Source organism: Nostoc sp. JL23, from assembly GCF_017115065.1.
Lineage (GTDB): Bacteria > Cyanobacteriota > Cyanobacteriia > Cyanobacteriales > Nostocaceae > Nostoc > Nostoc punctiforme_A.
In genome coordinates this window covers 1-23,280 of sequence record NZ_JABXKN010000150.1, presented here as the reverse complement: position 1 = coordinate 23,280, position 23,280 = coordinate 1, and the positions used below count along the sequence as shown (strand labels likewise).

The window sequence follows — 23,280 nt, the reverse complement described above, 5'->3', positions numbered from 1 at the left end:
CTACCCAACTCTAACCTACTTGTCCCACGCATGTGGGACTTTTGCAAGAGGTCTATTGTCCCTGCGATCGCCAAAAAATAACCTTTTTTGGAGAACTTTATTACCAATGTAATACGCCAAAAACCCTTGCTGTGTAGCTCTTTAACCATGATTTCGAGATAGCTATATTTCCCGACATCTCCGCCCACAATCATCTTGTCAAATGCGAGGATAAATCAAAGGAAAAACCGACTCCTTAAAATTCAGAAGTCGGTTAAAGAAAAGTTAGTTGTTATTTAAGGCAGTAAGAGTGCAGAGCTTTTTTGTTTAAGGGACTATTATGTTCCCGGACGAGAGCGAATACCATCGGGTATATGATGGCGATCGCCTAATATTTCTAACAAAGGGCCATTAACGTCAAATTTAACCATACTTACCGACGCGACCAAAATATTCACCCGATAGCGATAGCGTCCCAAATCAATTCCCAGTAAACTGCAAAGCATAATCCGAATCGTGGCTTTATGGGAAACTACTAAAACATTACCTTGGGGGTGTTTTTCTTGAATTTCAGCAATTACAGGCATAGAACGGTTAGCAATATCTACCGCAGTTTCTCCACCTAGTGGTGCATTCCAAGCGGGTTCTGTCAACCATTTTACATAGTTTTCTGCGTAATTCTCTTGAGCAAACGATTTACTCTTCCTTTCCCATTCGCCGTAACTACCTTCTCTAAGTCCGTCACGCAACTGCATATCCATACCAATAGCATCACAAAATGGCTTGGCAGTTGCAATTGTGCGCTTCATCGGGCTAACATAAACAGCCTCCCACTTCAATTTTTGATAAACATCGGCAAAACCGGATGCCATCTGCATCCCCTCTGTTGTCAACTCCGCATCAGTTTCACCGCAGAAATTACCACTTTGACTAAAAGTAGTTTCTCCATGTCGCAGTAAATATAAATTGAGTGTCATAGCTTGTATTGCAATTGGGATAAAGGAGTTTGTGCAAAAATAAACTACCATCAATCTTGCCATCGAGTCTGTGACACTAGGACATAATTAATCAACTAAAAAAGTCAATCAACCACAAACTTTTGAAATCGAAGATAAAAGTAGCGGTTTCAGCTAGTACTAGTACGTCTATGGTGACAAAACTCAACAGAACAATGCTATCGATACTAAAGCCCCTGTAATTCAAGGAGGTAGTAGAGGTAGTAATCAAATAATAAATTTTAACTATAATGAGCCATCACCTGCTTGACTGGAGTCATCTAACCAGAAACAGGTAAATTCAAATCTAGTCAATTACATTCCTTATACAGGAGTCGTCAACTTTGTTGGACGACACAATGAACTTCTAATACTGCATAAAAAATTGCAAAAATCAGGCATGGTGGTGATTACCGCTATTACTGGTATGGGGGGAGTTGGTAAAACAGAACTAGCAATTCGCTATGCTAAGGAGCATGAAGCAAGTTATCCTGGTGGCATTTGCTGGTTATCAGCAAGAGAATCGAATCTAGCTGCTGAGATTATACAGTTTGCTCGCCTTTACATGAAATTAGAAGTACCACAGGAATTGGGAGGAAAACCACTCCTTCTCAAGCAACAAGTGGAATGGTGTTGGCAAAACTGGCAATCCTCATCGGGATTAGTATTATTAGTTTTAGATGATGTCACTAACTTAAGAAGTTGTCGAGAGTTACTACCAAAGGCTAACCACTTTCGCGTCTTGATTACAACACGTCTACGCAGTATGGATTCTAGTGTTGTAGAAGAGATATCTCTAGATGTTTTGGAACCAAAAGATGCTTTACAACTGCTGACATCTTTAGTAGATGAAAAACGAGTCCAGCGTGAATTACAGACAGCTAAAGAATTGTGCCAGTGGTTGGGATACCTCCCTTTGGGTTTGCAGTTAGTAGGGGTGTATTTAGCTAAAAAACCTCCCAATTGGTCTTTAACAAAAATTCTACAACGACTCAAAGAACAGAAATTACTAAATGAGGCACTTAATCCCTCACAACAGCAATTAGAACAAACTCTGAATACAGCTCAACGAGGTATTTTCGCCGCATTTGAATTTAGCTGGCAAGAACTAAACCCCACAACGCGTCATGTTGCTAAGTTATTAAGTTTATTTGCTCAAAATGATTTTATTTGGGAATGGATAAATTCGGCTAGCCAGCATCTTTTCCTAACAGAATCAGAAATTGAAACTGCAAACGATGAACTTTACCAACACCATTTAGTTCAATGCATAGAAGAAAAAGAGGGTTATTGTAGAATTCATACCTTGATTAGGCAATTCCTACAGGATAAATTAGCATCTAACTCTTCCTCATCAATAGTAGATAGTACAGAGGGGTTACAGATTAAGTACAAACAAGCTTTTGCAGCAGTAATGGTGGAAATTGCTAAAGCAATTGCTGAATCTCCTACCCGTGAATTTATTACCTCAGTACAAGATGCTATCCCTCATTTAATAGAAGTTACCCAAAGTTTTATTGAGGCTGTAAGAGATGAAGATTTAATTTTTTTCTTTGTTGGATTAGGGACATTTTATATACAACAAAGTTTGTATACTTTAGCCGAAAATTGGTATAGACAGTGTTTATCAACAGTCAAAATCCGGCTAGGAGAAGAACATACTGATTTTGTAGAAAGTCTTAGCAACCTAGCAGAAATTTACAAGTTATTGGGAAAGTACACGGAAGCGGAACATTTAGTCCTACAAGTCTTGGCTCTGAAAAAATCTCTGTTAGGAGAAGAACATCCTGATATCGCAGAAATCCTCAATAAACTAGGAGTAATTTACTATTCATTAGGAAGGTACGCAGAAGCTGAACCTTTGTATTTAAAAGCCTTGGAGATGAAAAAATCTCTGTTAGGAGAAGAACATCCTGATATCGCAGAAAGCTTCAATAATCTAGCATTGCTCTACAATTCATTAGGAAGGTACACAGAAGCTGAACCTTTGTATCTAAAAGCCTTGGAGATGAGAAAACGCCTATTGCAAGAAGAACATCCTTATATCGCAATAACACTCAATAACCTAGCATTGCTCTATGATTCATTAGGAAAGTATACGGAGGCTGAACCTTTGTATCTAAAAGTCTTGGAGAAGAGAAAACGCATATTGGGAGAAGAACATCCTAAAGTGGCAATGACACTGAATAACCTAGCATTACTTTACTATCATCAAGGGCATTACAATGAAGCCGAAAAATTTTCCTTACAAGCAGTAAAAATAGATAAGCACTTTTTAGGAGAAGAGAATCCAGATTTTGCAATAGATTTGCACAATTTGGCATTAATTTACTCCGCTCAAAAACGCTATGGCGAAGCAGAAATATCATTTCTACGAGTCATGGAAATTAAGCAACGTTCGCTACCAAAGGATCACCCTCTTTTAACAGATACAATTTACGCTTTAGGTAAGATGTATAAACAGATGGGGTGCTATGACAAAGCTGAACCTTTTTGTATAAAAGCACTTGAACTAGATAAAAACTTGTTGGGAGATGAACATCCCTGTGTTGCCACTAGTCTTAACAACTTGGCTGAACTTTACAATTTAGAAGGAAGGTACACAGAAGCGAAACCTTTATTTATCCAAGCTTTAAAAATATGGGAAAGTCGTCTAGGAATGAATCATCCTAATACTGTTATATGTCGTAATAATCTTGAAAATCTTCTTGCTAGAATCTCATCTATTCCTTCAACTTAGAGACTTTCAAAGAATAAATGACTCAATAAAAATTAAAAGTACACACTAAAACACTCTGGAATGGTTGCACAGTCCAGAACTGATACAATACATTAACCTTTGAGACAAACTCTGCCACTACCGCGATTTTCTCTTTCGTTGTTCATACTGTACCCTTTAAATCCCCAAGTTGCTAAAACTGATGGTTCTATTGTTCTTTTTATGCCAAACCAAATTTTGGTTTTTTGAACCCATTATCATGTAAGCGTTTGAAAGAAAATAAAGATGTAAGGCTTACAAGACAAGTTTTTCACAACTTGGTTGGGTTCAAAAGCATAAGGGAATTGATAGAGCTAATCCTTTCTTCAACCAGTTAAAAGCAATTTCCGGACAGATCAGAAATAAAATGAGCAGTGGATGCTGTTGGCGAATTCAAAAGTAGACAGGAATCCTGTAGAGTGTCACCTAAAATTCGCAGTCTATATATAGCCAGGAGAGTTAGGGATATATCACTGAAACCGCAACCCATCAGTCCTGTGCCAGAGGAAACAGTTCGTGTCGCCCGTGCTGCTTTCCCCAAAGGAACCTTTATCTTGATTCCCCTTATACCCAAAAGTCTTATGAATTAGAACTAGCCCTTTCAAGGTGAGTAAAAATTTTGCTCAAAAAATTCCTCTTTAATCTCTTAACTCTGTGTTCTCTGCGTCTCTGTGGTTAAATAAATTACTTTTAAACCGCAGAGGCACAGAGAGCGCAGAGAGAAAAACAGAGATTTTACGAGTCACCTTGAAAGGGCTATGAATTAGAACTTACGCATTGACAAACAAGACAAAAGGTGAACCAGGAAAATTCTGAAAAAACTAGCGATCGCTATATCGCCATTTATAATAAACACGAGGGAAAGACTAAAAATTATTATTTACGATATCTGACATAATTTGTAAAAAAAGGGAAATTTTATCTTTACTTTCTAAGAATGAAATTCCCCTTAAACCCTTATAAGAACCTTGAAATCAGATAGTTAGCCACAGGTGAGATTTACTTAGTTACCACCAGATACAACAGCTTTATGATGTATCGCAGTATCTTCAGGCTTTCTCTGCCATTTGCCATCATTGCCTGGCTCGTATTCATTTTTTACACTATTCCAAGCAATATCACGCGCGCCATCTTCACTCAAACCATCACTTTGAGCAGCATTAAATGCCGCAACGAAAATCTGTTGTGCATGTTCAGGCAGTTGTTCTTTGATGTCTTCAGATAATTCATCTATTTTGTTATAAGGCATAAATACACTCCAATTATTTCAACTTAAGCTTATGCTAAAAAACTGGCAGTCAAATTTCCTCTTTCTTTAAGTAGAGAATCAAATAATCATACTTATGGCTGAGTCAAGCAATTTTTAAATCAGCGATGCAATAATATTAATACTCATAGCTACAATGGTAGTATTGAAAAAGAAGGATAATATGCCATGCAACAGAGTCAAGCGCCTCATATTGGGTGATGTTGTTTGCACATCTGAAACTTGACTAGTCATGCCAATTACAAAAGAATAATATAAAAATTCCCAGTAGTCTGGATAGTCGTTATGAGGAAAATCTAAACCTCCGATGATTTCTTCACTATGATTACGATTAATATATTTGTAATAGCTGTGTGCATATTGTACTGCAAACATCGTATGCACTAGTAACCAGGAACCGACAATAGTCATAATTGAAAGTATGACGTGTAGGGTAAGCAGAATTGTTGACAATCCTTTTTTATCAGTTAGTAAAAACCCAATGGCTAAAACACTAGCACAAGCCGCAGCAATCACTAACATGAATATAGCCAAATGCCCTTCATATTCACTCTCAGCATAACGGCGAATTTTTTCTGGGTTAGCCTCAATCATTTTCCACCACGTTATGGCTAAGAAAAAGTCAATACCGGAGTTCCAAGCGCAGAGAATGCGAGTAGGTAAGTGCAGAGAATGCGGTAGGATAACTGAAACTAATACAGCGATTCCCATAGCAACAATTAGTCGGGGTCGGGAGTCAAAGTTTTTAAATAAATTAAGTTTCACAAATATTGCGATCGCAAAGTTTAACTAATTCGTAATTCATCATTTTTGGTGAAACACCACACCACACAATCGTCATTTCAGATTTGACTGGGAGCGGAATCCACATAAGTAGGTGGACAAAATATTTACAACCATTACAAACTCAGTGAATCAATCCAATACTCTGCGAATATCTCACTCGTAATGACATTGTGTAATTAATTTTGTCCAACTACTTACTTATCTTCTCAGTCTTTAATTTCCAGTCCTTAGTTCAATTACAAATTACTTTAACTTAGCTCTAATCGTCTCTATTCGTTGACGATTAACACCCAAATCGCTCTGACCTAAACGTGAAGCTGAACGCACATGGATAATATTGGCATTCCGGTCTAGATAGAATTCTACATCATCCACAAATCCCAGTAAAGCACTTTTAAATTCTGCATATAAATAATCTTGGCTTTCGGTAATGATTTTGGTTCTTGGTAAAGACTCAATAATCTGTTTAAGATTAGTAATCGCTTCTTCTGGAGTAGATGTAAAAGTCAGTGGTGCAATTTGGTGAGATGCATCTGGACTCTGACTAGAAACGCAGTTAGGGGAATTAGGGCAGGATGCTAATTTCCCGTTGCTAATACCTAAATTATTTGGTCGTTTGCCAGCAAAAACCATAATTATTTCTCCGGGTGAGTGAATAAATATACTCTCACACATTTGTTGGAATCACTGTAATACTTTGCTGTAATCGCATCTTCTGGCAAATGACAGATTAACTAAAACATCGGTAATGCGATCGCTCTTTATGACTCAATACGCTTGGGTTAGCGCCAAAGTACCAATATCAGTAATCACCTTGCCAGCAGTACCAAAGGTGGTGTCGAGGCAACCATACAGCAGTAGTTGTGCATCTTCACTTAGTCATCAACCTGTGGGTCAATAAAAACTAGACGAGTATGATACAAGTCTAAAGTTGATTTAATATTAAACACTGTTCTGCAATGCCCTATTTCCAGATGTCCTGTTCCCTCCCTACACAAGTAAGTTCAGGAATCAAATCGGATTCCTATATGATCCGGTAAGTATCGTCTAAATAAAGACAGATTTATGACGCAAACAATTTCAATTAACGACTCCGGGCGCTTGCAACTCACGCCGCTAGAAATTCCATCCCGTCTGCTGTTGGGGCCAGGTCCATCTAATGCCCATCCCACAGTTCTCCAAGCGATGAATACTTCACCCGTTGGGCATCTTGACCCAGCTTTTCTCGCACTCATGGATGAAATTCAGTCGTTGCTACGCTACGTATGGCAAACAGAAAACTCACTTACCATTGCAGTCAGCGGTACGGGAACAGCCGCAATGGAAGCAACCATCGCCAATGCTGTAGAACCCGATGATGTAGTTTTAATTGGTGTAGCTGGTTACTTTGGTAATCGGCTCGTGGATATGGCTGGACGTTATGGCGCTGATGTGCGAACCATTACCAAACCTTGGGGACAAGTTTTCAACTTGGATGAACTCCAAACTGCCTTAAAAACTCATCGTCCAGCCATCTTAGCTCTAGTTCATGCCGAAACTTCCACCGGCGCACGTCAACCCTTGGAAGGGGTCGCTGATTTATGTCGTGAATTTGGCACTTTGTTATTAGTGGATACGGTGACAAGTTTGGGCGGCGTCCCCTTGTTTTTGGATGCTTGGGGAGTTGACTTAGCCTATAGTTGTAGCCAAAAAGGGTTAGGTTGCCCACCTGGTGCTTCTCCCTTTACTATGAGTTCGCGTGCAGTTGAGAAATTGCAACAGCGGCAAACGAAAGTTGCAAACTGGTATTTAGATATGTTGTTGCTGGGCAAGTATTGGGGTGCTGAACGCACCTATCACCACACAGCACCGATTAATTTATACTATGCATTGCGGGAAGCACTACGTTTGCTTGCAGAAGAGGGATTAGCAAATTCCTGGCAGCGGCATCAAAAGAACGTAGAATATCTCTGGGAAGGTTTGGAGAATTTAGGACTGAGTATGCACGTTGAGCAAGAGTATAGACTGCCAACGCTTACCACTGTCCGCATTCCAGAAGGGGTAGATGGAAAAGCGATCGCTCGGCAGTTACTCAATGAACATAATATTGAAATTGGCGGTGGTCTTGGCGAACTCGCTGGAAAAGTTTGGCGTGTAGGATTGATGGGCTTTAATAGTCGAAAGGAAAGTGTTGACCAACTTTTAGCCGCACTACGGCAGGTTTTGCCTAAGTAGTTTTGATATAATCTGGTGCGTTAACAGTAACTTAACGCACCTGAGAAAAAGAGCATCGGGCTAACTTTACTGCGAGAAAAAACCAACAACTAGCAGAGGCAAGAGTATTAAGGCAGATACAATCAAAACTAGGGTTGCCGGTTCAACTTTAATGTGGTTCTTTTGTGGATCGTGCATTTGGAACTATCTCGAAGAATAAATATATTAACCAAGCCTAAAGGATGTTTACTTTTTTTTCCAAGCCCAATGAGATTTAAAAGTATAAACTTTTTAGCCCATCAGCTTATTTCTTCCAAGGCAATTTAGTTCCCATTTCAGTTAAGGCTGAGAAGATAAGATAGAGAATGAGCAACCCAGCAGCCGCAAAGAAAGCGAGTAAATCGTTATCCATAAATGTTATTTGCTAAAACTTCGCTAATCATAGCGGAATCATCTAATCTTTAGCATTTTTTTGAGTCTGCAATTTTTGATCTCCTGGGTGCAAACTGTACCAGCCATACCAGTGACGAACTGCTAGCCAAACCGCTGAGAGCAAACCCGCTAAACTAAGAGTTAGTCCGCTAAACGGTACTAATAATCCAAAAATTGGTAGCACTGCTCCAGCAATAGTGGCGACGATTGCAGCCAGGGAAGCACTGCGGCTAGCTCCCAATCCCCATGTTAAAATTAGTAAAATGATAGAAATTAAAGTCCAAGCCAACTGAGCATTGATAACGCGAGCTAGATAGGTCAAAGTCAACAGACAAGCAAAGAAAATACTACCAGCGATCGCAATATTTCTGAAACTCATTGGCAGTGACAAATATAACAACAATATCCACCACAAAAATATTGCCGGTGCTAGTAATAAAAGCCGGGGAATGATGCCAGTATGACGAATGGGGTCAGTGTTAGTAAACACTCCAAATGGATTTTTCACTGAAACATTATCGTCAAATTTCCAAGTAAACTGAGTACTATGCCCATTAACTTTAATCTCATTCGGTACAACACCACTAGCAAAATCAGCCGGAGCAAAGTTGGCAATTGCTGTGAGGCGAAAATTAGAAAGCAACTGTCCTGCGGCACTGTAAACCCAGCGAGGCCCGCCTTGAGCCTGATAGGTGACTCTAAAGGTGGTTTCTTCTCCTGGTTGCAGCTGGAAGGGAAAGCCATAATCTCCCAGATTGGTTTGTTGTAGCCTAGTACCGTTACGCTCTACTTTGTAGCCAGCAAGCAGTGTGTAGCCATTAGGTGGCGATGCTTCAAAAAAGAAATTATTAATATCCTTGAGTTGGTTAACTACTTTATAATCAGCAGTGTATTCCACGCGATAAATTGAACTGCGACCTGGAACATCTACGCTTTGGTCTAGCTTGACTTGAATTTGCGAACCCCCCAGCGTTAAGAAGCGGTTAATCTCTCGCGTATCATTGACTTTGACTATTTTGCCATTGGCTTGCGTGGTATAAGAGTATGCCTCTTGGGTAGTGTAGCGAACTTGCGGCGCAGATTGTTCGAGCTTTTCACCTGCGACACTTTCAGCTACTTGAGCCACCTTTGTTTGTTCCCAGTAGTGATAACGATTGCTCAAAGTTGAACAGAGAAAAAATCCCGGAATTAACAGGACTAATATTAGAGTTAAATGCTGTAATCCCCGCAACAGTTGGAAATAACGAACAGCCCATTCGCCAATGAATATAAATTGTTCCGGCTGGCTGCGACGCAGAGAAAAACTGATGAGTGCGATCGCAACTCCTAAAGCTACGACCAAAAATACTAATAACAGTGAAGCTTTGAGCGCCTGGGTTCCAAATTGGACAAGCTCAATTGGATGCGTCAAATCAGGTAATCCGGGAATACCTTGAGCAGAAGATGACATTGGTTGATTTTTGCAGAATTTGGAGAACCAGACCAATAAAATCTCTTAAAAGTTTCTGGACAAGAGTTTTATTTGATACTTAGACAGTTTAAAGAAGTGCTGCGTTGGCGTAGGCATCCCTCTGTCCCTGACTTGCTCGACTGTATACTTAGTATAAACACCAAAAACCCGGTCATGAAGACCGGGTTTTTGAGGGAAAACAATGGGGATATATTCCCCGAAGGTTAGTTATAGAGGTTCAGTATAATATCGATGCTCTGATATTTACTACCACGCCATTGTTACCCATTCCGGAAAATTAGCTAAGAATTTTTGACTAGTCTTCTTTGATCTCCTAAAATACAGCAACCTACTGGTAACATCAGCGTGTAGGATTGATAAATATTAATTTTCCGGCTTTTGCTGATGAACAATGCATTTGGTAGCTGGCAAGAATGGCTAACAGTATTCACCTATCTAGGTTTTACCGTCTTCATTATCTGGCGCGTGTTTACCGCCGAGAAGAATTAAAAAAGCTGCATATCATCTCACCAGGGCCTTTTTGCGCAAAGGGCAAAACAGTCCCAGCTTCTTGAACCTTGACTCGTTCGCGACAATTGTAAACCTCTGTAGGTCTTTTTATGCCATCTACGCTAACAATTGCCCTGTATTCCCAATAATTTTTGGCACTTCGGCTGATACTGAGAATGCAAATCTGGTGGCGTAGACCGTCGTAGACAGCGTAATTGCGGCATACAGATGCAAAAGCCGGATGGACTATGGAGAAAGGTAGTATTAATAGCAACAGAAATATTATGTATTTAATCCTGCTCATAAAAAATTGTTTAACATTATTTGGAAATATTATTAGATTTTTCAACCCTTTGAGTTGATTCAATTACTTTTTCTAGTTTGACGGACGAGAGATTGCAACCCCATAGCACACAAAGCATGAGTTAATTGAGAAAGTCAGATTACATCTGGCTGGGTTCCCACCATTTGTATCTGTAGTCTTATTTTAGAAAATTGATATAACAACAAATGTGCAAAAAAAGTCAGTCGTAAGGACGATAAAATTGCAACCAAAAACAAAATTTGAGCAATCTGGGATTACACGCTGTTTTGCAGCAATACTGCTCTTTGGTCAAGTGTGGCTACATTTACTCCAAGGGAAAACCTACTATCGCAAGATTTTGCAACATCTTGTTACCGCTGGACCAGGTTCTATCTCTCCAGTTCTCCTTGTCAGCGGTTTTGCAGGAATGATTTTTACTATTCAAACGGCGAGAGAATTAGTGCGATTTGGGGCTGTTGATGCAGTGGGTGGTGCTTTTGCCTTAGCTTTTTGTAGAGAATTAGCTCCAATTTTGACCGCTAGTATTATGGCGGGACAAGTAGGTTCTGCTTTTGCAGCAGAAATAGGTGCAATGCGAGTTACTGAGCAAATTGATGCACTTTATATGCTCAAAACCGATCCAATTGATTATCTAGTACTTCCTAGAGTAATTGCTTGTTGTTTGATGGTGCCTTTGATGACGATTTTGGCTTTAGTTACAGGCATCATTGGCGGAGTTTTTGCCGCATCAAAGTTCTACCAAATTATTCCCGAAACATTTTTAGAATCAGTCAGAAATTTTTTAGAACCGTCAGATTTGTTTATTATTTTGCTAAAAGGGTTTATTTTTGGAGTGCTGGTTGCTGTCATTGGCTGTAGTTGGGGTTTAACTACTAGAGGGGGAGCAAAGGAAGTCGGAGAATCGGCAACAAAAGCAGTTGTTACTAGTTGGGTATCAATTTTTATTATGGATTTTTTCCTATCTCTACTGCTGTTTGAACAGCCTGCATTTTGAACCAAAGTAAGTATTGAACAAAATTCCCAACTTTCTAAGAAGTTGGGAATTTGAGCTACAAAGAAAGTTGGGGGAAAATAATACTGCTTCTAAAGCATTGGCACAACCCAACCCAGTCATGGCTTGCTTTTTCGGATATAACTCATCACGTTAACGGAATTTGGGAATATATGAACTTGTAGATTAGCGCACCCAAAGCTAAACCTCCCAATGAAAAGATAGAGGCAGTTGAAAAAGCTAACCCTTCTCTAAGACCTGCTCTTTGAAAGTCTATCCTGACTAATATAGTCGCTGAAATGATGAGTAAAGTATCAAGAAAGACCCGAAACCAGGCAATCATAATAAAGAATAAGAAAGCTGCTAAGACGGCAACGCCGAAAGCCCTGGTATTTGATTGAAGAAAAAGACTGTAGTAATATGTCATCTTCGGCCAAGGAGCGGTCAACGTTATGATTAAAAGCAAGATAGCAATTACAGTTGCCACCCACACAAATATAGGAGCACGTGTTTCTGATATTACCCAGCCCAAAGTACTGTAACTCAGCAGTACTAGCGCCAGGGACACCCAAGGAACTCTTTTCAAAATTGACATGGGTTTATATTTCTAGTACAGGATTAAGGTTTTATCGCATAAATAAGTGTAGTAACTCAAGACTTTATTTTGCTTGAGGACTTGCTCAGTTTATGATCATTGTCCTTCCTTAAGGATATCCCAGTATCAAAGGAGTTTTTTCCGATACGGGTATCAGTGAGACAAGAAACCAGAAGTTCTTACAGATAAAATTATCTAGATTTTGAATATATGGCTTAAACTAGTAAGTTTAGCATCATATTTTATAGCTTCAATCAATAGACTTTTATGCTGTTCACAAGAAAGCCAAACAAGTTTGTCGAGAATTGCGGTACAAAGTAGTTAAAGATTTGTAAACTGTTAGCAGCCGAGTAGCCGCGTGTCACATCTTGTTAAGGAATTATCATGAAACAACTTATTATTGCTGAACGCGTATGCCTCATTGGTCATATCGCGTCAAAAGCCTTTGGACTGGTAGGGATGCTACTGGTAGTACCTAATGCTGAAATAATTTTCAACTTATCGCAGGTAGGAGAAACTGCCGTACAGTTAAGTATGGCTGGCGGCGGTGTAGTTGATATCATCTTAGGGACAGTAGCTGTCTCTATTTATGCCTACCGGACGTTGGGATTAGGAACTTGGCTAGCATTTATGCTACCGGCTATGTTTATCTCTTTGGGAAGTGAACTACTGGGAACTAGTACAGGGTTTCCATTTGGTGATTATAGCTACTTGAGTGGCTTGGGTTATAAGATTGGAGGGCTAGTTCCTTTCACAATTCCTTTATCTTGGTTTTATGTTGGGCTGTCATCTTACTTAATTGCGAGAACTGGTTTGAAAGTGGCTCAAAAACCCAGTTGGGGTCGCCATATTGCTGCAATAGCCGTTGGTGCTTTGCTCTTCACTTGCTGGGACTTTGCCCTAGAACCGGCTATGAGTCAAACTTCTCTGCCCTTCTGGTATTGGGAACAACCAGGAGCTTTCTTTGGAACACCTTACCAGAACTATGTAGGTTGGTTTGGTACTAGCGCCCTGTTTATGAATGTGGCAGGATTATTGTGGAGAAATACCTCGATTAAATTAGAGCGATCGCAACTCAATCTGCCATTAGTCGTTTATTTAACTAACTTTGCATTCGCCGCCGGACTAAGCTTGGCAGCTGGATTCTCTATCCCTGTGTTACTCGGCTTATTGCTAGGTGTGATTCCGGCTGTGGTGCTGTGGTCAAGGAGTTCAACCACACCTGCTCAAGTTACTGTTGAACCAGTAACTAAAGAAGTAACAGTAGCAAAGGTTGAAGTTGCCTTGAAATAAGCCTAGAAATTAGGGAGTGGGGAGTAGGGAAGCAGAGGGAGCAGAGGAGCACAGGAGAAGTTGCAGTAAGTCTTTCCCCTCTGCTCCTATATCCAATCCCATGCCTAATACTCAATGCCCCATAGCCAATGACTAATGACTAATGACTAATGACTAATGACAACGCTTTGATAGTAGAAAGCGCTATCTCTCTTTTACTGTTACTTATCCAAGTACCAGCAACGGCGATTCTGTTTTCGCGACTGTTAAAAGGGCCAAGACGCCATCCTCCAATAGAACCCCAACAGCCGACACCAGAGCTTTTGGGTAAGGTTAGCATCGTTGTTCCCACACTGAACGAGGCGCTTCGCATTAGCCCTCTGTTGGCTGGTTTAAGTCAGCAAAGCTATGAAGTTCGGGAAATTATGGTTGTAGACAGTAAATCCAGTGATGGTACGCCAGACTTGGTAAAAGCCTCACAGCAGAAAGATCCCCGCTTTCGCCTGATCACAGATGATCCCTTACCCTCTGGTTGGGTGGGGCGTCCTTGGGCGTTGCATAACGGGTTTCTATATAGCTCCGAGGCTAGTCAATGGTTCCTGGGGCTGGATGCTGATATCCAACCGCATCCTGGTTTAGTTGCTGGTTTGGTGAAGACAGCCGAAGCACAAGGCTATGATTTGGTTTCTCTTTCACCCCAATTCATCCTCAAATATCCTGGGGAGTGTTGGCTACAACCTGCTTTGTTGATGACTTTGCTTTACCGATTTGACCCAGCAGGGATCAATACAGAGCAACCAGAACGGGTAATGGCTAATGGGCAGTGTTTTTTGTGTCGTCGCTCCGTTTTAGCTGCTGTAGGTGGTTATAGCAGTGCCAGAAGTTCTTTTTGTGATGATGTCACGTTGGCACGAAATATTGCTGTTCAAGGGTATAAGGTGGGCTTTTTAGATGGCGCAAAAGTGTTAAAGGTACGCATGTATGAAGGGGCGATGGAGACGTGGAAAGAATGGGGGCGGAGTCTCGATCTTAAAGATGCAACTTCTCGCTCTCAGTTGTGGGGAGATTTATGGCTGCTCACATCTGTTCAAGGTCTACCCCTTTTAATTGTCCTGACTTTTTTGTTGATTTCTCCCCCACTCTCATATTCGCCCACTCCCCCACTTTTGCTGCTGGGACTGAATTTATTCCTGTTGGTGATTCGCTTTGCGATGCTAATAGCGATCGCACCTTCTTACGATCGCACAAACGCTAAAGGCAGTTGGTTATTCTGGCTTTCCCCTTTGGCCGATCCCTTAGCTGTACTGCGAATCTTTTTATCTGCATTCCACACCCCGCGTGAGTGGAGAGGACGCAAGTATATATAGTGGAGGCATTGGGCATTGGTCATTGGTCAATAACTAAAGTTATTCTTCCCCTGCTCCCCCTGCCTCCCCTGCCTCTCCTGCTCACTCGCCTACTCCTCTTCCCCTCCTACCTGATCCCCACGTTCCAATTCCCAAAGAATTTGATTTCCTTCACGGCGTACCCGTGACACTATCCAGTTTCGCCAGCGCCATTGATCTCCACGACTGGTGACAGCGCTGGCGTGGACATCCATCAAGTCTGCTAATTCAGAACTGGTGATTAAGTAGCCTTTTTCAGAAATCTCGTCAGCTATACGCAGAGTTTCGACCAAGCTGCGGAGTTGCGAAACCCTCATTTCTGGCGGTTTTTCATCGGTTACGGCCGCAGTTGGCCCGGTTGATGGTTCCATAACGGTTATTTCTGGTGCAGAAGTACTGATTTTTTGCGGACTTTGGTTAGTTATTCTAGAGTTTTTTTCATAATCAGCTACTTTTGCTACATTTATTTCATTTGTGGAAGGTAAAGATTTATAAAAATCTGTGGAAGATAATTGTTGTAGAGAAGGGGTTTTGCCACTTGCATAAGTGCGAGCGATCACATCACAACGTTCGTTACCTATATTACCAGAATGTCCACGGACGTGTTGCCATTTTACTTGTTGGGTATTGAGTTCATCTAAGATTTGTAAAAGGTCTTGGTTTTGGACGGGTTTACCATCTGACTTTTTCCAGCCTTTATTTTTCCAGCCTTTCACCCATTTGGTAACGCAGTTAATCAGGTATTCACTATCGGTATGAAGGGTAATTGGTTGTGCTTGTTGAGATGTTTGCAGAAATTGAAGAGCGGCGATCGCAGCTTGCATCTCCATTTTATTATTAGTGGTATGAGGGGATGCATCGCCCATTTCGTGGATTGAGCCGTCGCTGAAGTAGACGACAACACCCCAACCGCCAGGGCCAGGATTACCGGTGCAAGCACCATCGGTGTATATGCTTTGAATTATGGGTTGGGTGGACATGTTTAGAGGAGCGAACCGCGAAGGCAAGAATTATTAGCGGCGAATTTTTTAACAATATCCAGGCTATTATACTGATAAAAACTCTTAATTCTGACTCCTGACTTCGGAATTCTTCTTTAATCCTCATCATCAGGCAAGTTTTCGATTTCTTCAGTAATTAGCGTCTGAAAATCTTCGTCACAATGATTATACAGATGAACCGCAGCAGCTAGGAGTTCTGCTAGAATTTCAGCTTGTTGGTTAGCAGTTAAACTAGTTAACTGTAGCTGGTTAATTAAGGCTTGTACTTTCAGGCATTCTGTACCTAATTCAGCAATCAAGGTACTGAGGGTTGAATTAGTGACTGCAAGAGGGCGATCGCTAATCTGCATATTTTAGTTATTGTCCCAATCTACGCGCTTGTTGGATTGCCTTGTCAAAAGCACGAATCTCTTTTTCTCAATGCTTAATTAAACCTTCGTCAGGAAAACTCTTCTCTGATTCCAGTCTAATCTTTTCTTGATGTTCGGTAATTATTTGATCTAAAGATTCAATCGCCTTTTGATGGTGCTTCTTACTCATTACTCCGAATGATAAGCAACGCGGAGACTTTGGATTAAAATCACCAGAGATGCGATCGCCATTAACCCACCCCAAAACCAGTAAGGTAAAAGCAAATATCGCTGCATTTGCGCTGTATCAGATGCACCAAGGGGGCCAGCAGAACTACTAAATAGATAATCGAGTTGATGGTACGTACTTACACAAGCTTGTACACCCAAAAATTGAATGACAAACCCTTGCGCCCAGCGAGGTGCTTTCAGGGAAATACCTAAGATTATTAAACCTAGTAAGGGAATTGCCACCAATCCGAACCAGGAACGCACCCAAATTAATGTCGAAAACAGCAAAAAACTTCCTAAAATTTTTAAACAGAGGGTTGCTGCTGTAAAACTGCGGGAAGCCAGAATCAAAGCTGCCCCAGCAAGAGGTGGCCCCATTGGCCCGGCTGCGGCGATTATTGCCGGGCCAATTGGCCCCAATGACGATCGGATGCCATAAGTTGCGACACCAGAACCATTGCTAAAAATCTGCAACTTCTGAAACTGTCCCCCTAATAGCAGTGCCATTAAGCCATGACCCATTTCATGAAACCAAGTTGCCAGAATTGTAAATGGGTATAAGATATAATCCCCTCCTGGTACTTGCCACAATAAAGCAGTTGCGATCGCTGCTGCAACTAGCCAGGTAAGCCCCATACGTTCAACAACTGGCGGGGCTTCTTTAGCAAGCAAGGTTTCAAAATTTTTACTTGGTTCCCTCATAGGTCACTCAATTTTGGATTTTAGATTTTAGATTTTAGATTTTCTGAAAAATTCAAAATCTAAAATTGGCAGTGTATTTCCATCCATCCTAGTGTAATTATTCAGGTAATGGAGTTGCTAGACAATGCAACAATTCGCACATCAAAGCGACGGATAACTATGGCGCTATCAAGAACGACATAGTTATCCGTCGCTTGTCTGATGCAGTTCATTTGTTTCTCCTCCAAAATGGATGCCGGAGGATGGGCAGAAAAAACTTAGACTGATGTCACAATTTAGCAAGAATCAGTTAAGCAAGTTGAAAGAGGAATGTCATCAAGTCTCCTTTACCCAAGCTAATGCGATCGCCTGGTCGCAAGCGATGACGGTTCCCTGGTAAAAGTGGCAAATTATTAATGTAAGTGCCATTAGAACTTCCCACATCCTCTACATAATGGGCATCTCCCTCGACGCGAATATCTGCATGAATCCGCGAGACAATTTCGGAATTGGGAAATCCTGAAACATCTATATCTGGAGGAATCCGGTCATTGGGCTTGCCGATATGAATCACAGAGAAATTTTGCGGCAATTCAATTAAGCGATCGCTTTGAATGTGGAGTAGCCGCGCTGTAACCTGCTGCAATTGCGTTCTGGCAGCAGTTGCAGTTGGTGCTGCTGGCGGGGGTATTTCGGCTTCAGAGGCTGGTGCTGGTTCCACAGGTGGTGGAGTCGGAATACTACTTTGTCCAGAGACTACGGGTTGAGCTACAACGGTTGACACAGGTTCTGGAGGGCTGCTTTTTGCAACAGGCATCTGTGGCGTAGGTTCTGGGGGAACTGCCATCTCTGTTGGTGGTAAAGATGATTCGGGAGGATGGGAGTTAGTAGAACCGCTCATTCCCAAAGCATCTGGTTGTAAAAGTTCTAACAATGGATCGGGTGGAACTAACGCTGGCACTTCCACAGGAATATCGGGAGTGACTGTTGTAGCTACTGCGGGATGAACGTGTGGAACTCCTGCGGAGTGAAGGTTATAGCCACACTGACCACAGAATGCAGCATCTGCCTGCACAGTTGCCCCACAACTGGGACAATTAGTAGTCGCAGGTAATGGTGTATAGCAAGCTTCACACTGGACAGCGCCATCAGGGTTGGGATGATTGCAATTAGGGCAGACGATCATCGATATTTAGCCTTTGTTCAAGATCATCATAAATATAGGTAGGACTGGCAAGCAGAGGGCGGCCCTAGCTTTAGATTCTAGCAATTACTGCTAATGGAACAATGAATTAGACACTCTTACACGGGGAAGGAGAGCAGGGGGGCAGGGGGCAGGGGAGCAGGGGAGCAGAGGGGCAGGGGAAATAATAGTAACTCCTAACTAACTCCTAACTTCTAACTCCTAACTCAGCACTCAGCACTCAGCACTCAGCACTCCCAATTCCCCATTCTTCAATGTTGAAGTTCCAAACCTGCTGCCGCATCCAGCAGCCACCAAAGTTCTCCTTGGGGCTGAATTAAGCGGGATGGGTAAGTAAAGTCATCGGCTACAGGTGCAAAGACTTGTGCTAAAGCTGGTCGTTTATTCGCACCAGCAACCAGAAAAATCACGCTACGAGCAGAGTTGATGAAGGGGTATGTGAAACTTATCCTGGGGTTTCCGTCTTTATTACCCACAGTTACAAGGCGATCGCGTACTTTAAGAGCCTCTGTGTGGGGAAACAAAGATGCGGTATGTGCATCATCACCCATTCCTAGTAATACTACATCCAAGGGGGGAAACTCGACCCCAGAAGAATTGAAAAATTCTTTGAGATGTTGTTCATACTTCGCAGCAGCCAGTTCTGGATTGGCTTCTAAAGTTGGTACGGCGTGAATGTTAGTCGCTGGGATATCAACGCGATCTAGCCACGCACGACGCGTCATCAGTTCATTGCTATCGGGGTGATCTGGTGGTACGTAACGCTCATCTCCCCAGAATATATGAATTTTATCCCAAGGCAGTTTTTGAGTAGCAATCGCTTCGTATAACGGTTTAGGTGTACTGCCACCAGACAAGGCGATAGTAAACCGCCCCCGCTGCTCGATGGCAGTTTCTAACTTAGACAGAATTAATTCTAGCGCTCGTGCAACCAGCGCCGGCTGATCCGGTAGAACTTCAACGGTTTTGTTCATGGCTTCATCATCATATTGCTGGCTTCCAGCAATACAATACCGAACTTATTACAATCTCCCTTTTTAACTTTTGAAACATTTAACATCGTGGATTAAGTAAGCTGGAAAATATAGACCCTCCTTATCACCTTCAAGGGTAAGTTTTCAGTAGTGAGTTGTACTAACTACTAACCACTCGGATGATTATTTTTATTTACATCCAGTTACTTGATACTTTGTTGATTAACGCTACAAAGGATACATTTATTAATTCTTATTAAAAATTAATAAAACTAATTAATTACAAACAACGTTTCCCAGTTAGGGATCGCTTCGCGTTGAGCGATTAACAATTCTTGAATTCCTTTTTGGGCCACATCTAACAGTTGATCTAACTGAGTGCGGCTAAAGCTGCCTTCTTCGGCTGTTCCTTGGACTTCAATGATTCCCAGGTGTTGATTCATCACCACATTAAAATCTACTGTTGCAGCTACATCTTCGATATAATTCAGATCCAAAAATGGCTCTCCCTCCAGTAATCCTACGGAAACTGCTGCTACCTGTCCACACAAAGGCGATCGCTCCAACACGCCCTCTTGCAATAATTTAGAAACCGCATGAGCCAACGCTACAAACGAGCCTGTAATGGCTGTTGTCCGAGTTCCGGCATCTGCTTGCAACACATCAGCATCCACAGTCAGCGTGCGTTCTCCCAGTGCCTCAAAATCCACTGCTGCGCGTAAACTGCGGCCAATTAAACGTTGAATTTCTTGCGTCCGTCCAGATAATTTCAATAATTCCCTTTCTTGGCGTTTTTGGGTAGCAGATGGTAACATTCGGTACTCAGCAGTTAGCCAGCCTTTACCAGTTCCTTCGAGAAACTTCGGAACTCCCTTATTAACGCTAACGGTACAAAGTACTTGCGTATCACCGCATCTTGCAAGAACAGAACCGGGGGCAAAGCGGGTGAAACTGGGGTGAAAGCTAATCGGACGTAGTGCGTAGGGAATCCGACCATCAGGACGCTGCCAAGCCATTGGAATTGCCTCAAGTTTTACAATACTGCCTTAAGATTACCTTAGTGTTGTAAATCTACTGGGGATTGGGGAAGGTGGGGCCCCCTCTGGGGATAAGGGGTAATGGGGATTGTGAAGAATTCTTCCTAACTCCTAACTCTCCCACTCAGCACGGGCTAAACCTTAGCTACCGCTAACAGCACTCTTCAAGGAACTGAAAGCAGAGTCAAAATATTTTGCTGCACCATCTCTGGTGATTGGTCGCCGTTGATGGTCAACAAGCAGCGACGACGGTCGTAATATTCTAGGATGGGAATGGTGCGATCGTAGAATAATTCTACACGGCGCTGCACGATTTCCGGTTGGTCATCTGGTAGCGATCGCCCCAAGGATCGACTAACCATGACTGCTTCCGGGACTTGGAGATAAATTGCCCAATCTAGCTTTTGCCCTAAATCATCCAATAAAAAATCTAATTCTTCAGCTTGGAAGGCAGTACGGGGATAGCCTTCTAACACCCAATCGGAGTTAATATCTGGTTGTCTGAGCCGTATTCGGATCAATTCAATGATCATTTCGTCTGGAACTAACTCCCCTTTTTGCATATAGGGCCGTGCGTGGTAGCCTAGTTCACTCAAGCTAGCGTAAACCGAAAGAGAAGTCCGGGGATCGGCTTCCAACCATCGAAATTCCGGCAGGGGCTGATTGCCAGATATTGCTGACCGTAAAATGTCACCTGTGGAAATCAGAGGAATATCAAGGTATCTGCAAAGCCTTTGTGCTTGAGTGCTTTTCCCCGATCCTGAACCTCCCAGAATCACCAATCTCACAACGATTTACTCCTCATCCTGTCAAATTCACTACTAGCTAAGTCTGTTTTGCCCAAACAACCGACAAATCTAACATTTAGCGATTTTCAGATGTTCTGCCTAGCTTTTTTGAATAATTGGGACTGTAACTCTTATGTTTTCATTTTTACAACTCATTTCCGATAAAAGACGAAAAAAATTTAAATCAAAATAACCCTTGACTTCAATACAAACGTAGTGTTTGACTAAGAATGCAATTTGCCAAATCCACCACACCTGTGAAAAACAGATTGATTATACAGGCAAATTTATCAGAATTACCGCCAGCAATAACCCTTAACTTGTTGTATTTTTTTAACTTAACCTTATGGTTGCCCAGCTAGAAAGTCAAAGTATCAATTCAACCTTAACCCTACCATATCCAGTAGAAGGACTAGTGCAAGTTTTCACTAGCTCTCATCGCAACTTTTTTACGAGCGTGATGGCTCAATCACTGAGAATAGCTGGACAAGGAACGGCTGTATTAATAGTACAGTTCCTCAAAGGAGGTATTCGCCAAGGACAGGATCGACCCATCCAATTAGGACAAAATTTAGATTGGATTCGCTGTGATTTGCCTCGTTGTATCGATACACCGCATTTAGACGATACGGAAAACCAAGCTTTACAAAAGCTGTGGCAGTATACACAACAAGTAGTGTGTGCGAGTAAGTATTCTCTCGTGGTGTTAGATGAGTTAAGTTTAGCGATTAACTTTGGTTTAATTCCTGAAACGGAAGTTTTAGCGTTTTTGGCAAAACGCCCTCCCCACATTGATATTATTCTCACAGGGCCAGAGATGCCCAAATCTCTTCTCGATGTGGCAGATCAAATTACAGAAATCCGTCGGAGTTATCGACCTTAAACAAAATACTCAATTTGTGCTAATATTACAATTCTGTGTCAAATAGTCTGTGAACCTGTGATTAAAAACGATGCTTGGATTAAAGAAAAAGCTGAAAAGGGTATGATATTGCCCTTTGAGCCAAATTTAATCCGTCATAGTGAGGAACTACCTGTCATTTCGTTTGGTCTTGGTAGCTTTGGCTATGACATACGCCTATCACCAGTAGATTTCCGTATATTTAGGCATATTCCAGGAACTGTAGTTGATCCCAAGAACTTTAACCCTGAAAACTTGCTACCTACTAAACTTCACACAGATATAAACGGTAGCTACTTTATTCTTCCAGCCCACTCCTATGGGCTTGGAGTTGCCCTTGAAAGGCTAGAAATACCAAATAATATTACAGTAATTTGTATAGGTAAGAGTACTTATGCTCGTTGTGGAATTATTGCAAATGTAACTCCAGCCGAAGCGGCTTGGCGTGGTTACTTGACACTAGAGTTATCCAATGCTTCTAGTGCTGATTGCCGCATTTACGCTAATGAAGGAATAGTTCAGCTGCTCTTTTTGGAAGGAGCACCTTGTAATGTAAATTATGAAGAACGTCAAGGAAAGTATCAAGATCAACCAGATGTAGTCACTATCGCTCGGGTTTGAATTTCAAAACTAGACATTTGAGTTATAAAATTTTCAAATGGTAAACCTAGACTTTTCAACAAGGTCGTTTAAAAGCTATGGGTTACACTAAATTAATAGCAATAAATATATCTAGGTGAGAAAGAATCACTTAGTTCTATCTTTGTTTTCTGTGGGAGATGTTTGTACTGCTTGTTGATGTAAAATAGGCTGTAAAATTTGAACTAGTGTTAAAAGTATAGTTGCAATAGTTAGAATAATAGTAAAATACGTCTGATTTGTCTCAATAAAATCTCTAAGTTCGCTGAATAAACCCTTTCTAGTGTTTCCAGCAATTCTTTTAGAAGGTTTCTTATATGGAATAGCTCCCTGTTGGACATCAAGTATATAGAGTGTACAAAATACTTGTCCTTTTTTAAGTTTAACGGTTCTTTTGCCTAAATTGAAAACTGTGATGGAAAGCTTTCCGTCGTATCCAGGATCTATTTTTGATGAGGTATTAGATCAGAAATGTTGAATACTGATACAAAACTTTACATAGATAGTTACACTAACTCTAAAAAGGCTAAATTAGT

General features: G+C 41.5%; 24 protein-coding genes. 8 read left to right on the top strand and 16 right to left on the bottom strand.

Annotated elements, in window-relative coordinates; genetic code table 11:
- Positions 1-194 (bottom strand): hypothetical protein (locus HWQ42_RS32385; RefSeq protein WP_292819412.1); only part of this gene is annotated, 194 nt, incomplete at its 3' end.
- Positions 195-317: 123 nt separating this feature from the next.
- Positions 318-956 (bottom strand): histidine phosphatase family protein, encoded by a 639-nt coding sequence (locus HWQ42_RS32380; RefSeq protein WP_292819409.1) that lies wholly within the window; start codon positions 954-956, stop codon positions 318-320.
- A 403-nt stretch (positions 957-1,359) separates the two neighbouring features.
- Here HWQ42_RS32380 and HWQ42_RS32375 point away from each other — a divergent pair, with 403 nt between their 5' ends.
- Both HWQ42_RS32375 and HWQ42_RS32370 read left to right on the top strand, forming a co-directional pair.
- The gene (locus HWQ42_RS32375) at positions 1,360-3,714 is read left to right on the top strand and encodes a tetratricopeptide repeat protein (RefSeq protein ID WP_292819406.1); all 2,355 of its coding nucleotides are present in this window, start codon (positions 1,360-1,362) and stop codon (positions 3,712-3,714) included.
- Between the two features lie 437 nt (positions 3,715-4,151).
- Positions 4,152-4,322 (top strand): hypothetical protein, encoded by a 171-nt coding sequence (locus tag HWQ42_RS32370; protein WP_292733189.1) that lies wholly within the window; start codon positions 4,152-4,154, stop codon positions 4,320-4,322.
- Between the two features lie 413 nt (positions 4,323-4,735).
- Here the strand turns inward: HWQ42_RS32370 and HWQ42_RS32365 are convergent, their stop codons facing one another.
- The 3 genes from HWQ42_RS32365 to HWQ42_RS32355 form a co-directional block, all read right to left on the bottom strand.
- Complete coding sequence (locus HWQ42_RS32365; protein WP_292733186.1) at positions 4,736-4,981, bottom strand: ChaB family protein; 246 nt, start codon at positions 4,979-4,981, stop codon at positions 4,736-4,738.
- A 114-nt stretch (positions 4,982-5,095) separates the two neighbouring features.
- On the bottom strand, positions 5,096-5,764 hold the full coding sequence (locus tag HWQ42_RS32360; RefSeq protein WP_292819403.1) for a DUF1345 domain-containing protein: 669 nt from the start codon (positions 5,762-5,764) through the stop codon (positions 5,096-5,098).
- Between the two features lie 264 nt (positions 5,765-6,028).
- Positions 6,029-6,418, bottom strand: coding sequence for a DUF1499 domain-containing protein (locus HWQ42_RS32355; RefSeq protein ID WP_292819400.1), 390 nt, complete (start codon positions 6,416-6,418; stop codon positions 6,029-6,031).
- Positions 6,419-6,850: 432 nt separating this feature from the next.
- On the opposite strand from HWQ42_RS32355, the gene HWQ42_RS32350 reads away from it, so the two are divergent.
- The gene (locus HWQ42_RS32350) at positions 6,851-7,999 is read left to right on the top strand and encodes an alanine--glyoxylate aminotransferase family protein (RefSeq protein WP_292819397.1); all 1,149 of its coding nucleotides are present in this window, start codon (positions 6,851-6,853) and stop codon (positions 7,997-7,999) included.
- Between the two features lie 433 nt (positions 8,000-8,432).
- Here the strand turns inward: HWQ42_RS32350 and HWQ42_RS32345 are convergent, their stop codons facing one another.
- Positions 8,433-9,860 (bottom strand): hypothetical protein, encoded by a 1,428-nt coding sequence (locus HWQ42_RS32345; RefSeq protein WP_292819394.1) that lies wholly within the window; start codon positions 9,858-9,860, stop codon positions 8,433-8,435.
- Between the two features lie 1,055 nt (positions 9,861-10,915).
- On the opposite strand from HWQ42_RS32345, the gene HWQ42_RS32335 reads away from it, so the two are divergent.
- Entirely contained in the window at positions 10,916-11,689 is a 774-nt protein-coding gene (locus tag HWQ42_RS32335; protein WP_292733175.1) for an MlaE family lipid ABC transporter permease subunit, read from the top strand.
- Positions 11,690-11,834: 145 nt separating this feature from the next.
- Here HWQ42_RS32335 and HWQ42_RS32330 read toward each other — a convergent pair whose 3' ends face one another.
- A complete protein-coding gene (locus tag HWQ42_RS32330; protein ID WP_292733172.1) occupies positions 11,835-12,281 on the bottom strand; it encodes a hypothetical protein in 447 nt (148 codons plus the stop codon).
- Positions 12,282-12,665: 384 nt separating this feature from the next.
- On the opposite strand from HWQ42_RS32330, the gene cruF reads away from it, so the two are divergent.
- Together cruF and cruG are read left to right on the top strand one after the other, a co-directional pair.
- Complete coding sequence (cruF, locus tag HWQ42_RS32325; protein WP_292819388.1) at positions 12,666-13,574, top strand: gamma-carotene 1'-hydroxylase CruF; 909 nt, start codon at positions 12,666-12,668, stop codon at positions 13,572-13,574.
- Positions 13,575-13,723: 149 nt separating this feature from the next.
- Entirely contained in the window at positions 13,724-14,920 is a 1,197-nt protein-coding gene (gene cruG, locus HWQ42_RS32320) for a 2'-O-glycosyltransferase CruG (protein ID WP_292819385.1), read from the top strand.
- 89 nt (positions 14,921-15,009) lie between these two features.
- On the opposite strand, the gene rnhA is transcribed toward cruG, so the two are convergent.
- From rnhA to HWQ42_RS32280, 8 genes are all read right to left on the bottom strand, one after another.
- On the bottom strand, positions 15,010-15,918 hold the full coding sequence (gene rnhA, locus HWQ42_RS32315; protein WP_292819382.1) for a ribonuclease HI: 909 nt from the start codon (positions 15,916-15,918) through the stop codon (positions 15,010-15,012).
- Positions 15,919-16,034: 116 nt separating this feature from the next.
- On the bottom strand, positions 16,035-16,289 hold the full coding sequence (locus HWQ42_RS32310) for a hypothetical protein (protein ID WP_292819380.1): 255 nt from the start codon (positions 16,287-16,289) through the stop codon (positions 16,035-16,037).
- 67 nt (positions 16,290-16,356) lie between these two features.
- On the bottom strand, positions 16,357-16,479 hold the full coding sequence (locus HWQ42_RS32305; protein WP_292819377.1) for a hypothetical protein: 123 nt from the start codon (positions 16,477-16,479) through the stop codon (positions 16,357-16,359).
- The gene (locus HWQ42_RS32300; RefSeq protein WP_292819375.1) at positions 16,479-17,222 is read right to left on the bottom strand and encodes a M50 family metallopeptidase; all 744 of its coding nucleotides are present in this window, start codon (positions 17,220-17,222) and stop codon (positions 16,479-16,481) included. Before HWQ42_RS32300 ends, HWQ42_RS32305 begins: the two co-directional genes overlap by 1 nt.
- A 289-nt stretch (positions 17,223-17,511) precedes the next feature.
- Positions 17,512-18,387: an FHA domain-containing protein gene (locus tag HWQ42_RS32295; RefSeq protein ID WP_292819373.1), complete on the bottom strand. Its 876-nt coding sequence runs from the start codon at positions 18,385-18,387 to the stop codon at positions 17,512-17,514.
- 269 nt (positions 18,388-18,656) lie between these two features.
- On the bottom strand, positions 18,657-19,379 hold the full coding sequence (pgl, locus tag HWQ42_RS32290; RefSeq protein ID WP_292819371.1) for a 6-phosphogluconolactonase: 723 nt from the start codon (positions 19,377-19,379) through the stop codon (positions 18,657-18,659).
- 272 nt (positions 19,380-19,651) lie between these two features.
- Positions 19,652-20,395, bottom strand: a complete 744-nt coding sequence (gene rph, locus HWQ42_RS32285; RefSeq protein ID WP_292819368.1) for a ribonuclease PH — start codon at positions 20,393-20,395, stop codon at positions 19,652-19,654.
- A 185-nt stretch (positions 20,396-20,580) separates the two neighbouring features.
- Positions 20,581-21,204: a nucleoside monophosphate kinase gene (locus tag HWQ42_RS32280; protein ID WP_292819365.1), complete on the bottom strand. Its 624-nt coding sequence runs from the start codon at positions 21,202-21,204 to the stop codon at positions 20,581-20,583.
- Between the two features lie 346 nt (positions 21,205-21,550).
- Here HWQ42_RS32280 and HWQ42_RS32275 point away from each other — a divergent pair, with 346 nt between their 5' ends.
- Positions 21,551-22,087 (top strand): P-loop NTPase family protein, encoded by a 537-nt coding sequence (locus tag HWQ42_RS32275; protein ID WP_292819362.1) that lies wholly within the window; start codon positions 21,551-21,553, stop codon positions 22,085-22,087.
- 57 nt (positions 22,088-22,144) lie between these two features.
- Positions 22,145-22,726 (top strand): dCTP deaminase, encoded by a 582-nt coding sequence (gene dcd, locus HWQ42_RS32270; protein ID WP_292819359.1) that lies wholly within the window; start codon positions 22,145-22,147, stop codon positions 22,724-22,726.
- Positions 22,727-22,852: 126 nt separating this feature from the next.
- Here dcd and HWQ42_RS35670 read toward each other — a convergent pair whose 3' ends face one another.
- Positions 22,853-23,191: a hypothetical protein gene (locus HWQ42_RS35670; protein ID WP_367119073.1), complete on the bottom strand. Its 339-nt coding sequence runs from the start codon at positions 23,189-23,191 to the stop codon at positions 22,853-22,855.
- Positions 23,192-23,280 lie beyond the last annotated feature (89 nt).

Excerpts from the sequence above, each read along its gene's own strand:
- HWQ42_RS32380 (WP_292819409.1), bottom strand. The coding sequence starts at position 956 with ATGACACTCAATTTATATTTACTGCGACATGGAGAAACTACTTTTAGT.
- HWQ42_RS32365 (WP_292733186.1), bottom strand. The coding sequence starts at position 4,981 with ATGCCTTATAACAAAATAGATGAATTATCTGAAGACATCAAAGAACAA.
- HWQ42_RS32355 (WP_292819400.1), bottom strand. The coding sequence starts at position 6,418 with ATGGTTTTTGCTGGCAAACGACCAAATAATTTAGGTATTAGCAACGGG.
- HWQ42_RS32350 (WP_292819397.1), top strand. The coding sequence starts at position 6,851 with ATGACGCAAACAATTTCAATTAACGACTCCGGGCGCTTGCAACTCACG.
- HWQ42_RS32345 (WP_292819394.1), bottom strand. The coding sequence starts at position 9,860 with ATGTCATCTTCTGCTCAAGGTATTCCCGGATTACCTGATTTGACGCAT.
- HWQ42_RS32330 (WP_292733172.1), bottom strand. The coding sequence starts at position 12,281 with ATGTCAATTTTGAAAAGAGTTCCTTGGGTGTCCCTGGCGCTAGTACTG.
- cruF (WP_292819388.1), top strand. The coding sequence starts at position 12,666 with ATGAAACAACTTATTATTGCTGAACGCGTATGCCTCATTGGTCATATC.
- cruG (WP_292819385.1), top strand. The coding sequence starts at position 13,724 with ATGACTAATGACAACGCTTTGATAGTAGAAAGCGCTATCTCTCTTTTA.
- rnhA (WP_292819382.1), bottom strand. The coding sequence starts at position 15,918 with ATGTCCACCCAACCCATAATTCAAAGCATATACACCGATGGTGCTTGC.
- HWQ42_RS32310 (WP_292819380.1), bottom strand. The coding sequence starts at position 16,289 with ATGCAGATTAGCGATCGCCCTCTTGCAGTCACTAATTCAACCCTCAGT.
- HWQ42_RS32305 (WP_292819377.1), bottom strand. The coding sequence starts at position 16,479 with ATGAGTAAGAAGCACCATCAAAAGGCGATTGAATCTTTAGATCAAATA.
- HWQ42_RS32300 (WP_292819375.1), bottom strand. The coding sequence starts at position 17,222 with ATGAGGGAACCAAGTAAAAATTTTGAAACCTTGCTTGCTAAAGAAGCC.
- HWQ42_RS32295 (WP_292819373.1), bottom strand. The coding sequence starts at position 18,387 with ATGATCGTCTGCCCTAATTGCAATCATCCCAACCCTGATGGCGCTGTC.
- pgl (WP_292819371.1), bottom strand. The coding sequence starts at position 19,379 with ATGAACAAAACCGTTGAAGTTCTACCGGATCAGCCGGCGCTGGTTGCA.
- rph (WP_292819368.1), bottom strand. The coding sequence starts at position 20,395 with ATGGCTTGGCAGCGTCCTGATGGTCGGATTCCCTACGCACTACGTCCG.
- HWQ42_RS32275 (WP_292819362.1), top strand. The coding sequence starts at position 21,551 with ATGGTTGCCCAGCTAGAAAGTCAAAGTATCAATTCAACCTTAACCCTA.